At 73.6% G+C, this 12,265-nt stretch carries 10 protein-coding genes; 3 read left to right on the top strand and 7 right to left on the bottom strand.

Going from position 1 to position 12,265, the window contains the following annotated elements:
• Window positions 1-87: 87 nt before the first annotated feature.
• From ACFW2Y_RS05320 to ACFW2Y_RS05295, 6 genes are all read right to left on the bottom strand, one after another.
• Window positions 88-1,782, bottom strand: coding sequence for a S8 family serine peptidase (locus tag ACFW2Y_RS05320; protein WP_384873912.1), 1,695 nt, complete (start codon window positions 1,780-1,782; stop codon window positions 88-90).
• A gap of 855 nt (window positions 1,783-2,637) precedes the next feature.
• A complete protein-coding gene (locus tag ACFW2Y_RS05315) occupies window positions 2,638-3,501 on the bottom strand; it encodes a GNAT family N-acetyltransferase (protein ID WP_384873836.1) in 864 nt (287 codons plus the stop codon).
• A gap of 206 nt (window positions 3,502-3,707) precedes the next feature.
• Window positions 3,708-4,607, bottom strand: coding sequence for a hypothetical protein (locus ACFW2Y_RS05310; protein WP_384873834.1), 900 nt, complete (start codon window positions 4,605-4,607; stop codon window positions 3,708-3,710).
• Complete coding sequence (locus ACFW2Y_RS05305) at window positions 4,604-5,611, bottom strand: SPFH domain-containing protein (RefSeq protein WP_384873831.1); 1,008 nt, start codon at window positions 5,609-5,611, stop codon at window positions 4,604-4,606. The genes ACFW2Y_RS05310 and ACFW2Y_RS05305 overlap by 4 nt, the downstream gene beginning before the upstream one ends.
• Before the next feature lie 83 nt (window positions 5,612-5,694).
• Window positions 5,695-6,705, bottom strand: a complete 1,011-nt coding sequence (locus tag ACFW2Y_RS05300) for a DMT family transporter (RefSeq protein ID WP_384873828.1) — start codon at window positions 6,703-6,705, stop codon at window positions 5,695-5,697.
• Entirely contained in the window at window positions 6,702-7,586 is an 885-nt protein-coding gene (locus ACFW2Y_RS05295; RefSeq protein ID WP_384873825.1) for a phosphatase PAP2 family protein, read from the bottom strand. Before ACFW2Y_RS05295 ends, ACFW2Y_RS05300 begins: the two co-directional genes overlap by 4 nt.
• Window positions 7,587-7,736: 150 nt before the next feature.
• Here ACFW2Y_RS05295 and ACFW2Y_RS05290 point away from each other — a divergent pair, with 150 nt between their 5' ends.
• Both ACFW2Y_RS05290 and ACFW2Y_RS05285 read left to right on the top strand, forming a co-directional pair.
• On the top strand, window positions 7,737-8,339 hold the full coding sequence (locus tag ACFW2Y_RS05290; RefSeq protein ID WP_384873822.1) for a TetR/AcrR family transcriptional regulator C-terminal ligand-binding domain-containing protein: 603 nt from the start codon (window positions 7,737-7,739) through the stop codon (window positions 8,337-8,339).
• 29 nt (window positions 8,340-8,368) lie between these two features.
• Window positions 8,369-8,743 (top strand): DUF488 domain-containing protein, encoded by a 375-nt coding sequence (locus tag ACFW2Y_RS05285; RefSeq protein WP_384873819.1) that lies wholly within the window; start codon window positions 8,369-8,371, stop codon window positions 8,741-8,743.
• Here ACFW2Y_RS05285 and ACFW2Y_RS05280 read toward each other — a convergent pair.
• The gene (locus tag ACFW2Y_RS05280; protein WP_384873816.1) at window positions 8,723-9,367 is read right to left on the bottom strand and encodes a DUF309 domain-containing protein; all 645 of its coding nucleotides are present in this window, start codon (window positions 9,365-9,367) and stop codon (window positions 8,723-8,725) included. The two genes, ACFW2Y_RS05285 and ACFW2Y_RS05280, sit on opposite strands and share 21 nt — an antisense overlap.
• A 186-nt stretch (window positions 9,368-9,553) precedes the next feature.
• Between ACFW2Y_RS05280 and ACFW2Y_RS05275 the strand changes: the two genes are divergently transcribed.
• Window positions 9,554-12,250 carry an ATP-binding protein gene (locus tag ACFW2Y_RS05275; RefSeq protein ID WP_384873909.1) on the top strand — a complete coding sequence of 899 codons (2,697 nt, stop codon included), beginning with the start codon at window positions 9,554-9,556 and terminating at the stop codon, window positions 12,248-12,250.
• The last annotated feature ends 15 nt before the right edge of the window (window positions 12,251-12,265 follow it).

Below are 12,265 nucleotides of genomic sequence, written 5' to 3'. Positions count from 1 at the left end.
ACGCGCCAGTGGTGTAGACCACTGACGCGTCGCTGACCAGCAATGATGCTGATGTGGGGGGTGGTTCAGAGGGGAAGCGGTGGTGCCTTAGAAGGTGAGGCTCCACGAGTCGATGTAGCCGGTGTCACCCGAGGCCACATCGCGGACCCGAAGCTGCCAGGTGCCGTTGGCGACCTCGCTGGACGCGTCGACCGTGTACGTGGTGATCACGTTGTCGGCGCTGTCCCGGGAAGAGGACGTCTTCAGGTTGCGCACCGTGCCGTCGGGGGCGATCAGGTCGATGACCAGGTCCCCGCGCCAGGTGTGCTTGATGTCCACGCCGACCTTGAGGTCGGAGGGGGCGTTGCCGGCGAGGCCGGTGACGGCGATCGAGGAGTACGAGGTGCTGTTGTCCCAGATCGACACGTTCGTCGAGTTCGTGAAGACGCTGCCCGCCGGCGGGGCGGAGGTGACGGCCTCGACGGTCTTCGCCGCATCGGCGATGCCGGCGCCGCAGCCGCCGGAGCAGGTGCCGGGCAGCGGGCGGGCGTTGGCCTTGATCGCGGACTCGATCTCGGCCGGGGTGAGGCTGCTCTTGGCCGACTTCAGCAGCGCGGCGAGGCCGGCGATGTGCGGCGCGGCCATCGAGGTGCCCTGGTAGGGCTTGTAGTTCTCGGTCGACTGGGTCGTCGCACCCGAGTTCAGCGTGGAGTAGATGCCGTTCTCGGGGGTGGTGACGGTTCCCGGGGTGTCGGTCGAGCGGCGGGTCTCGCCACCGGGCGCGGACACGTCCACGAGGGAGCCGTAGTTGGAGTAGAAGGACCGGTTGCCCTCACGGCTGGTCGACGCCACGGTGATGACGTTGGAGCAGTTCGCGGGGGTGAAGCCGGAGGTGTTCGCGTTGCTGTTGCCCGCGGCGACGACGACCGTGGTGCCGCGCGAGACGGCGCCGTTGATCGCGTTCTGGTAGATGCTCGGGCAGCTGGAGCTGGCGCCGCCCAGGCTGAGGTTGATGACCTTCGCCGGGGTCGGGTTGGCCGGGACGCCCGGGACGCTGCCGCCGGAGGCCCAGGTGATGGCGTCGGCGATGTCGGAGGACGAGCCGCCGCACTTGCCGAGCACGCGCACGGGCTGGATCTTCGCGTTGTACGCGATGCCCGCGATGCCCTTGGTGTTGTTCGTGGTCGCGGCGATGGTGCCGGCCACGTGGGTGCCGTGCCAGGACGAGTTGGAGGCCTTGGAGCCGGTGCCGCACTCGCCGTCGGTGGCGTTCCAGTCGCCCTCGTCCTTCGGGTCCGCGTCGCGGCCGTTGCCGTCGCGGGCGTCGGCGGACGTGGAGATGAAGTCGTAACCGGCGACGATGTTGGACGCCAGGTCCGAGTGGGCGGCGTAGCCGGTGTCGATCACGGCGACGGTGACGCCGGAGCCGGTCGTCTTGTCCCAAGCCGAAGGAACGTTCATGCCACCCGTGGCCTCGAACAGGTCCCACTGCTTGGCGTAGTCGGTGTCGTTCGGGGTGACCGCCATCGCGTAAGCGCGGATGTCGGGCTCCACCGAGGCGACGGACGGGTCGGCGCGGAACGCGTCCATGACCTTCGTCACGTCCTGCTTGGTCGCCTTGTCGCCGAGGTCGACCAGGGCGCCGCCGCCGGCGAGACGGCGCTCGAAGGAGAGCTTCTCGCCCGTCTTCGCGGCCTTCTCGGCGGTGTCGCTCTTGGCCGCGGCGTTCGAACCGGCCTCGGCGGCCTGGTTCTTGTAGGTGACGATCACCTTCTCGACGGGGGCGCTCGGGAGCGTCCGCATCGTCTGTGAAGCCGGAGCCGGCTTCGGGGTGGCAGCGCCCGGGGCGGCGGCGAACGCCCCGGAGGTCGTGGCAGCGGCACCGAGGATCGCGGCGCTCGCGACCACGGATATGACTCTCCGCCTGGAACCGTTCAAGGTGTGGCCCTTTCGAGTACGACGTAACTGCGGAGCAGTGGCGACGGCGCGGGACGTACGGGGCGAAGTGGGGTCGCGGTCCGTCGGTCCCTGGGCTTGGGGGGCCCGTGCGCCGCCACCGGCGCGACGGCCCGGGTCAAGGCCGCCACTGGCGGACGCCACCCTCCACATGCACCTGTCAGAGTGCGGTCGGGGGATGATATCTGCCGGTGCGGAGGACAGTAGGGAACGGGGGGGTGAACCCGATACGGGGAAAACCCTTGTCACCCCTCACCGGGCGGCGGGGGTTCGGGGAGGGGGAGTGAGCGGCGTGCTGCGGAGGGGAACGTTCGACGGCCCTCCGGCCTTGCCCCGGCCTGGACTTGAGCGGGTGGCGCACGAGTGGCCCACGGCTGCACGCGGCCCCTTCCCCGGGCATCGCGACGGTCCGGGAGGGCTTTCGGTCGGCGCGACCGCACCCGAAGGGCGAGGGGTGATTCAAGCGCACATCGTGCTAGTTGTCATGAAAATGGGGTGAATGGTCGATCTGATCGTGCGGAGTTCGCCCGGAGCGTTGCGGCGGACAAGGCGCGTTCGGCTGCGGAAGCCCCTCCGGGCGGGACTCGGGGGCGCCGGGTGCCGTTGTTCCGGGAAGGCGGCGGGGGCGCCGGTCGTGCCGCCGGCCCCGTGGACGGACGTGAACGGCCGGGGAGCGGCGCGGGGCGCCGGGGCCCGGTCCCGTCAACCGAGTTCGAGCGTGGTGACGCCGAAGACGCGCTCCTGCGCGATCGGGCGGACCGGACCCGTGTACATCCTGGCCGTCTCGAACGTCGGCTCCAGGCCGCGTTCCCGCGCCAGCAGGGCCGCGGCCGGATTCGCCTCGGGCATGTCGACCGCGATCCGGGCCGCGCCGAAGTCCCTTGCCGCGGCGGCGAGCCCGTCGAGGAGGGCGCCCGCGTCCGCCGGGGTGTCCGCGAAGAGGGGGCCGATCCTGGCCTCGGCCTCCGCGGGACGCACCACTCCGTACCCGGTCATGCGCCCGTCGACCACCCGCGCCAGTGCGCGGTGTCCCGGAGTGGCGAGCCAGGCGGAGAGGAACCGCGGCCGATCGGCATGGTGGCAGTCGGCGTCGTACGCGGCGAGGGCGGCCGGATCCACCGAACCGGCCGCCATCAGACCGGCCGCCGGCCGCTCGGGCGGGGGCGCCTCGCCCACGTACCGTGCGGTGCGGTACGCCGTGGCGAAGCCGGAGCGCCGGTAGTTGTCCTGCTGTTCCGGCACCCCGTCGAGCCCGACGGTCCGACCGCCCGCGCGGGAGAGTGCGGTCCGCCAGGTCGTCAGCCCGTGTCCGAGGCCGCGGAGTTCGGGGCGGACGAGATAGAAGCCGAGGAACGCGTAGGAGTCGTCGTAGGTGACGACGGAGACGGCGGAGACCGGTTCCCCGTCGATGCGCCCGAGGAAGAAGCCCTGGGGGTCCTGGGCGAAGAACGCGGGAATGTCCGCACGCCCGGGATTCCACCCCTCTGCTGCGGCCCAGGAACGCACGAGCGCCCATTCCCGGGGCGTGGCGGGCGAGACGGACAGCGGGCCGGAGGAGGGGGGCACGGGGGGACGTCCTTTGGTGACGCGGAGGGGAGACGGGCGGTCGAAACCGGTCAAATCGCCCCGAGCATAGCGCTCTGGTGGAGCGGGTCACCCCGCACCGATCGATTCCGACCGCATGCCGAGCGATCGTCCCCGTCGAGGACGCCTTCGGTGCGGCCGGACGCGCACGGGGTGCGGGCACCGACGGAGCGGGTCCCGGGATCCGTTCAGTGGACCAGGTGCAGGCGGCTCGCCGCCGCGGACAGCCGGATGGTCTGGCCCCACGTCAGTTCCAGCGCGTCCGACTCGATGCCGTCGCCGAACGCGACCAGACGGTCCGACTCGACCGTGAGGCGCAGTCCCCGCCCCGCATCCAGGAGGCCCTCGACCCGGGTGGTGCCGGTCGTCGGCGACGGCCAGGCCTCCCGGACGAACCAGGCGAGCCGGGCGTCCGACGGAGCGGGCAGGGCCGGCCTGCCGGAACGCTGCTCCCACAGCGAGCGGAGCCATCCCGTGGCCCCCGTACCGGTGCCGACCAGCACGCCGGAGGAGGCCTGGGCCTCGGCCGGCGCGTCCGTGCCGTCGAGGTCGAGCGTGTAGCGGGCGGTCTGGTGACCGGGCGTGCCGACGTAGATCTCGTTCAGCGCGAGCAGCCGTTGCGCGTCGTCGGTGACGGCCTCGACCATCGTCAGCTCGTCGATCCCCGCCCGGGCGCCCGCGGCGTGCGGTAGCAGCAGTCGCGCCCGGTCCGGACGGTGCCGCACCAGGACGCCCGGGTTGCGGCCGGGGTCCGCATCGATGCCGACGACGGGTTGTCCGGTCAGGTACTTCGCCGTGTTGGCGACCAGGCCGTCCTGTCCGACCACCACGACGACGTCCTCGGGGCCGAACAGGAACCGGTCCAGATCCGCCCGCTCGACCCGGGTGTGACGCCAGGTCAGTGGAACCGCCCCGGCGACTTCCGCGAGCGCCTGCCGGGTCCGCTCGTGCCTCTCGCGCACGGCGTCGATCGAGCGGCCGCGCGCGGAGAGGAAGAACGCGGCCTGCCCGTGCGTCCCGTGCCGGGCGAGCAGTTCTTCGTACTCCGTGGTGCGGTGCACGAGCACCGCGCGCGGGGCGAGGCTCACGGCCGGTCCCCGCCCTCGCCGAGCTTGGCCAGCAGACCGGTCAGCACGTCGGGGGAGAGCGTGAGGTGCTCGATCCGGGGCAGGTTCTCCGCGGCCCGGGTCGCGGCGAGGGCGTGCAGGGTGGCGGGCGCGGCCTCCGCGTGCGCCCGCAGCCATGCGGACTGGGCCCCGGCGCGTGCCTCGCCGACCTCCCGTGCGGCCTCCGCCTCCGCCCGGGCGAGCCTGACCTTCCGCACGGCCTCGGCCTCGGCCCGCACGGCGTCGGCGGCTGCGTTCTCCTCGGCCTCCCGGCGCGCGTTGGTGCCGCGCTGCTCGACGAGCCGCTCCTCCTGTCGCGCCAGCTCGATCTTGCTGGCGAGCTCGTTCTCGGCGATGGCCCGTTCCCGTTCGACGGCGACCGCGCGGCGCTCGTACGTGGCCCGATCGGCCTCCTGCTGGATCTGTTCGCGGGCGGGGGTGCGCAGGGCCCGCTCCACCTCCGGCTCGGGCCGGATCGCGACCACCCGGACCGCGACCACCTCGATGCCGGTGTCCGGGAGCCGGGGTTCGGCGGCGAGTCCGGCGGCGATGCGTTCCCGCACCGCCGCGACGCCGTCGACGAGCGCGGCGGCGAGCGCGGTGCGGGCGAGGACGTCGAGCGCGTGCTGCTGGGCGGTCTCGGTGAGCAGGGTGGCGATCTGCTCCAGCGGGGTGCCGCGCCAGGCGCCGGTGTCGGGGTCGACGGAGAAGTCGAGGCGGGTGGCCGCCGCGCCCGGATCGCCGATCCGGTACGTGACGGTGGACTGCACGCTCACGTCCTGGAAGTCCGCGGTGCGGGCGTGGAAGGCCATGGCCAACTCGCGGTCGTTCACCGGGACCTCCGAGAGGGCCGCGGCGAGCGGACGGAACCAGAAGCTCAGCCCCGTGCCGTCGTGGACGAGCCGGCCGCGGCGTTGGTGGCGGATGTGTGCGGTGGGTGCGGAACGCAGGTGCCGCCAGCCGGCCCGCCGGGTGATGTCAGCCATGAGAACCCCCTTGTCGTCAGAATGACGATAGTCGGGTTCCCTATTTCTCGTCAAGATGACGAATTTGGGGTTCCGGGGTGCCGTCAGCCCGGGATCGGTGCGGGTGCGGCTTCCCCCTCCCTGGTTGCGAGGTCGGCGCCCCGGGGAGCCGGCACCGACGGCGTCCGCCAGGCCCCTTGAGCGGCTGCCGGGGGCGCGCCCTCCGGTGTCGGGGGCGGTTGTGGCGCTTCCCCCCTCGTCAGCAGGATCACGCCCCGCGCCGCGATCAGCGAGGCGGAGGCGGCGACCGCCCAGCCCCAGGCACCCGCCCGGAACGTCTCGCCGAGCAGGGCCACGCCGATCACGGCGGCAGCCGCCGGGTTGGAGAGGTTCACGACGGCGAGCGGCGCCGCGAGCCCGCCCCGATAGGCGGCCTGCGACAGCAGGAGGCCGCCGCTGGCGAAGGCGGAGATCAGCACCGCGAGCAGCGCGGTCTGCCACCAGGTCGGCCGGCTGCCCGGCAGTTCGAGCGCGAGGGCTGCCGTCAGCGTCTGGGTGAGTGCCGAGGCGACCCCCGAAGCGATCCCGGAAGCGGTGGCGTGCCTGAGTCCGCTGGTGGCCGGCCCGCCGGGCTCCCGCCCGCGCAGTCGCCCCGAGGCCAGGGCGGCGATCAGGAATGCCGTCACGGCCGTGACGGCCAGGGACTCGCGCAGGCTGAGCGCCTCCCCGGGCGCTGCGGGCCCGGTCACGGCGACCAGGGCGATGAGCCCGCCCAGCGTCCAGAGCGCGCCGCGCCATTCGGTGCGGGTCACCCGTCGCCGTGCGCAGTACGCGCCGAGCGGCAGGGCCACCACGAGGGTCAGCGCGCCGAGCGGCTGCACCAGCGTCAGTGGTCCGTAGTGCAGGGCGGCCACATGGGCGAGGGCTCCGGCCGCATTGAGGCCGACGGCCGACCACCACCGGCCGCGGGTGAGCAGCGTGCGCAGCGCTCCCCGCCCGTTCGGGGCGGTCGGAGCGGCGGCGAGCCGGGACTGGGCAACGGCGGCGAGTGCGTATCCCGCGGCGGACACCAGGGAGAGGAGCACCGCGAGCACGATGCCGGCGGCGGGGCTCATCGCAGGGCTCCGACCGGGACGGGCGTCGTGGCGGGGGTGCGGGGGGCCGGGGGCGACGCGGTTCGGCGGTCGGGGGCGCGGACGGCGAACAGGGCGAGGCCGAGGAGGACGGCGGCGGCGATCGCGTCGAGCCAGTAGTGGTTGGCGGTTCCGACGATGACGAAGAGGGTGAGCAGCGGGTGCAGGAGCCAGAGCGCCCGCCAGCGGGATCGGGTGGTGGCGATCAGGCCGATCGCCACCATGAGGGCCCAGCCGAAGTGCAGTGAGGGCATGGCGGCGAACTGGTTCGCCATCGAGTCCGCCTCCGGCGTCGCCCCGTACACGGAGGGGCCGTAGACGCGGGCGGTGTCCATCAGGCCGGAGGCGGTGAGCATTCGGGGTGGGGCGAGCGGCACCAGCAGGTGCAGGGCGAGGGCGGCGGCGGTGACGAGGGCCAGGATCCGGCGGGACCAGAGGTAGTGCGCGGGGCGGCGCCAGTACAGCCAGCCGAGGAAGGCGATCGTGGCCGGGAAGTGCACGGCCGCGTAGTAGGCGTTGGCCGCTCGGATCAACGGCTCGCCGTGCAGGAGCAGCTGCTGGATCGTTCCTTCGCCGGGGAGGTGGATCGCCCGCTCGGCGTCCCAGACCCGGTCGGCGTTCCGGAAGGCGCGGGTCTCGTGACCGTTGGCGAAGAGCCGCCCGAGTTTGTAGACGAGGAAGAGCGTGCCGACGAGCAGTAGCTCGCGCAGGAGCGGGGGTCTGGCCGCCTCGGCTTCCGGGTCCGCTTCCCCGTCGGCCCCGTCGGCCCCGTCGGCCCCGTCGGCCCCGTCGCGGTCGGCGGGAAGGGGGGTGACCCGTCCCGCAGCGCGTCGTCCGCGTATCGCGCGTGTCCCGGCAGCCATCGTGCGGCCCTCTAATCCGTCAAATCGCCAACAAACGGAGCGAGCCTAGATCCGATTCAATCGAGACGCAAGCGTCTCGATACGTTTGCGTCTCGATTGTGCACCCCCTACCCTCGTATGTGCAGAGACAGAGGTGTCCGGGAGGGATCGATGTCCACACAGGCCGCGACCGCCGCAGCCCGTCGCAGCAAGATCACGCCGGAGCGCGAGACCGAGCTCTACGACGCCGTGCTCTGCCTCCTCCGCGAAGGCGGCTACGACTCGGTGACCATGGAAGGCGTCGCCGCCCGCACCAAATGCGGCAAGGCCACCCTCTACCGGCAGTGGGGCACCAAACCCCGACTCGTGACCGCCGCGCTCGCCCGGCGCCGCTGTACGGTCTTCACCGGCATCGACACCGGCACCCTCGCCGGCGACCTGCGCGAAGCCGCTCGGATCGCCGCCTCCCACAGCGAACGGGACACCGAGCTCATGGAGGCCGTGGCCCAGGCCTACGTCCAGCACCCCGACCTGCGGGCCGCGCTCCGCGAGACCGTCATCGCCCCCGAGGTCGCGGCCATCGACGCCGTCGTGGCGCGCGCGGTCGAGCGGGGGGAAGTCGCCCCCGAGAACCCGGCGATCGGGTTCGTCGCCCCCTCCTTCATGGGCATGCTCCGCATCGAGCGGCTCTTCGAGGAACGGTTCGCCGACGCCTCCACCCTGCGCACCTTCGTCGACGCCGTCCTCCTGCCGGCCCTGCGCGTCGAGGGGTGAAGGCCCGCGCGGTCCGGCACCCTGGAGCCATGGCCACGCACACCCCCGACGTCCGCGTCCGCCGCGTCTACGAAGACCCGTCACCGGATGACGGAGTGCGCGTCCTGGTCGACCGGCTCTGGCCGCGCGGCCTCAAGAAGGCGGACGCACACGTCGACGAGTGGCCCAAGGCGCTCACGCCGTCCACCGAGCTCCGCCGCTGGTACCACGGACCCGGGAGCACCCACGAGGAGTTCAAACACCGTTACGAGGCCGAACTCGCCGCCCCCGAGGCGGCTGCGGCGCTCGACCGGCTCAAGGAACTCGCGACCCGCGGGACCGTCACCCTGCTGACGGCCGCGAAGGACCCCTCCACGAGCCACACGTCCGTACTGCTGAGCGCGCTAGCGGGAACCGAGGCGTAGCCGAGGAGCCTCCTCCGCGGCCTCCACGCCCTTGCCCCCGCCCGGTGCCGGGCCGTTCGCCGCCGTGCCGCCAGCCGGCCCTGCTGCGCCCGGGCGCGGATCGCGGCCCTCGGGCGGGGCACCGTTCGGCCGCCGTCCCCCGTGTTCCACCCGCTCGGCCAACTCCCCGGCCCACGAAACGAGTCCGTCGACGTCCACCCCGTACGCCTCGGCGAAGGGCCCGCCGCGCACCAGCCGTTCGGCACCCCGGCGCAGCAGCCGCGCCCCACCGGCCGCGTTGCCGCGGGCCGCGTGCGTCAGCCCGACGGCGAGCTGGGCGAGCCCCTGCCACAAGTCCCGCTCCACCTCCGGCCCGGACTTCCAGGCGTCCTCGAAGACCTCGTGCGCATGGAAGGGCATTCCCGCGTCGAGCAGGCGCTGAGCCTCCCGCAGGGTCTCGACCGGCTCGCGGACGACCCCCTCGGCTTGTCGGGGTACCCCCTCCGCCCCGTACGGCAGCGGCCGGCCGAGCCCGTCGCGCGGCCGGGCGCTCCGGGCACGCCCCTCCGGGTCGCGATCCCTGTCGTGCGCGCCCCCGTGCTCACCGACACGCTCGCCGTCGTCGTCACCCGTTGTCCGGTTCACCCGACCATTGTCCCCCGTCGAACGATCACGACCGCTAGGCTCGACGGTCCGGCGCCGTTCCGGTCCGCGCGGGTGGTGCCGGACGCGCCATGTCGACCAGTACGTGTGGGGAGTGAGTCACCGGTGCCGACGGATCCCGAACAGTCGCCGTCCGCAACGCCGTTCGTGTCAGGCGTCCCCGATGCGGTGCCCGGAGACCTGCTCGAACGCGGCCCGGAGATCGCAGCGGCGGCCCACGCCGTCGACGAACTCGTCTCCGGAGCCGTGTCCGGCGGCCCGCCGCGCGGCGGAATCCTCGTCTACAGCGGTGAGCCGGGCATAGGGAAGACCGCGCTCCTCGCCGAGATACACCGCACCGCCCGCGACCGGTGCACCGTCCTCAGCGCCCGTGGCGGCGAGACCCTCACCTCGGTCCCCTTCCACCTCACCCGGCAGCTGCTCCAACCGGCCCTGGACGGCTTCGACGCCGAGGAGGTGCGGCGCCTCTTCGGTGACCACTTCGACCTCCTGGCGCCGGCCCTGGGAATCGCCCCGCCGTCCTCGGACGCGCCGGCCGATCCGCAGGGCGTGCGGCTCGGTCTCGCCAAGCTCCTCGACCGCCTGGCGAACCGGCTGCGGGACCGGCCCCTGGTGCTGCTGGTGGACGACGCCCATTGGGCCGATGCCGAATCCCTGGCCTGGCTCGACGCCTTCACCCGGCCCCGGGGCGAGCACCGCCTGCCCGCCCTCGTCGTCCTCGCCCACCGCCCGCTCATCCGCGAACCGCAGGGCCCCGGTGTCCCCGCGATGCTCACGGCGCTCGCCGACCGCGCCGTGCTCACGCTGGGCCTGGAAGCCCTCACCTCGGGCGCCACCGCCGCCCTCGCCAGGGACGTGCTCGGCGGACACGCGGACGAACCGTTCTGCCGGGAACTGTGGGCGGTGACCTCCGGCAACCCGTACGAAACCGTCGAGCTGCTGGCCAAGGCCCGCGACCGGATGCTCGAACCCGTCGCGGGCTCCGCCGCCGCCCTCCGGGACCTGGGCGCCGGCGCCCGCGGCGGCGGTCTCGTCGCCCGCCTGGAGGAACTCGGCAGCGGCCCGACCCGTCTCGCGTGGGCCACGGCCGTCCTCGGTACGGACAGCACGCCCGACCTCCTGGTGACCCTCACCGGCATGGGCGCGAAGGAGGTCGCCGAGCACACCGAACGGCTCCGCACCGCCCGCATCATGGCGACCCCGACCGCGGGCCGCAGCAGGCTCGCCCCGGTTCCCGTACCGCCCCTGGAGTTCGCGCACCCGCTCATCGCCTCCGCGGTGTACGGCTCGGTGCCCCCGGGCGTGCGCACCGCCTTCCACGGTCGCGCCGCCTGGGCACTCACCCAGGCGGGCCACGGACCGGCCGCCGTCTCCCGCCACCTCCTCGAAGTGCACCCGGACGACGACGAGGACGTCGTCAGCCGCCTGCGGGCCGCTGCCGTGGAGCACCTCGCCGTCGGAGCCCCCGACGCGGCCAGGCGCTGTCTGGAACGCGCCCTCGTGGAGCCGCCGGGCCCCGACACGTACGCCAGGGTCCTGTACGAACTCGGCTGCGCCTCCCTGCTCACCGCGCCCGCCGCCACCGTCCGTCACCTCCGTTCCGCGCTCGACCTGCCCGGACTCGACGACGAACTCCGCATCGACGCCACCTACCGCCTCGCCCAGGCCCTCGCCCACAACAACCAACTCCAGGACGCCGCCCGCGCCGTCGCCGTCGAGGCGGGGCGGACCCCGCCCGGCACCGGTCGCCGGAGGCTCCAGGCCGCGCACTTCATGTACGAGGGCTTCCAGGCGGCCGAAGTGGACGGCCCCGACCGCTCCCGCCGCCTCGCCGAGCTGACCGCCGACTTCACCGGGGCCGACAACTCCGAACGCGCCCTCATCACCGTCCGCGGCTTCGACGCGATGCTCCGCGGGGAACCCGCCGCCGAGGTGGTGCGGCTCTGCGACCTCGCGCTCGTCGACGGTGCGCCCGCCCGGGGCCTCGGTTGGACCGACCCCACCTGGGGCTTCGAGATCCCGGCCCTCACCGGCATCGCGTACGCCTTCGCCGACCGTCCGGGTCGGGCCGAGGCCCTCTTCACCGAAGCGGTCCGCGCCTTCGAGATCTCCGCCTGGAGCGGTGCCCACCTCGCCTTCGCCCACACCCTCTTGGGCCTGGTCCACCGTCGCCGGGGCAACCTGCCCCGCGCCCAACGCCACCTGGAGGAGGGGCTCCGTCTCGCCGACCGGGTCGGCGACGGCCTCCCCGTCCACTGGGACACCGCCTGCCTCCTCATCGACACCCTCGTCGCCCGGGGCCGTACCGCCGAGGCGCGCGACGTCGCCGACCGGTACTCCTTCGGTCCGCCCTGGCCGGGCGCCATCGTCCTCCCCGACGGCCCCAGTGTCCTCGGCCGGCTGTTGCTCGCCGAAGGCCGCACCGAGGAGGCCGTGTCCACCTTGGAAGCCGCCGCCGAGGCCCTGACGGTCCGTGGCCGTCACCACCTCGTCTGGGCCCCGTGGCCGCTGGACCTGGCCCGCGCCCTCGCGCCCACCGATCCGGACCGTGCGGCCCGGATCGCCGCGGAGGCGTACGGCCATGCGGAACGCCTCGGCACGCACACCGCCCTCGGAGAGGCCCTCCGCTGTCTGGCCCGCTTCGCCGACGCGTCCGAGTCCCGGCGCCTGCTCACCCGGGCCGTCGAGCACCTCGCCGCGTCCCCGTCCCGCTACGAGGAGGCCCGAGCCCGTCTCGACCTGGCACGCGCCACCGGCTCCGCCGAGATGCTCGCGGAAGCCGCCGCCCTGGCCGCCACCTGCGGGGCCGCACCCCTCGCCTCCGACGAGGTGACAGCCCGTGCGTCAACCCACCCTCCGGAGTGAGGTAATGTTTTCCCT

Source organism: Streptomyces sp. NPDC058877 (assembly GCF_042742855.1).
GTDB lineage: Bacteria > Actinomycetota > Actinomycetes > Streptomycetales > Streptomycetaceae > Streptomyces.
This window is presented reverse-complemented; position numbering and strand designations above follow the sequence as displayed.

Bases quoted from the DNA above. Each gene is read 5' to 3' on its own strand.
- ACFW2Y_RS05320 (WP_384873912.1), bottom strand. From the start codon at position 1,782: ATGCGGACGCTCCCGAGCGCCCCCGTCGAGAAGGTGATCGTCACCTAC.
- ACFW2Y_RS05305 (WP_384873831.1), bottom strand. From the start codon at position 5,611: ATGGCTGACATCACCCGGCGGGCCGGCTGGCGGCACCTGCGTTCCGCA.
- ACFW2Y_RS05300 (WP_384873828.1), bottom strand. From the start codon at position 6,705: ATGAGCCCCGCCGCCGGCATCGTGCTCGCGGTGCTCCTCTCCCTGGTG.
- ACFW2Y_RS05295 (WP_384873825.1), bottom strand. From the start codon at position 7,586: ATGGCTGCCGGGACACGCGCGATACGCGGACGACGCGCTGCGGGACGG.
- ACFW2Y_RS05290 (WP_384873822.1), top strand. From the start codon at position 7,737: ATGTCCACACAGGCCGCGACCGCCGCAGCCCGTCGCAGCAAGATCACG.
- ACFW2Y_RS05285 (WP_384873819.1), top strand. From the start codon at position 8,369: ATGGCCACGCACACCCCCGACGTCCGCGTCCGCCGCGTCTACGAAGAC.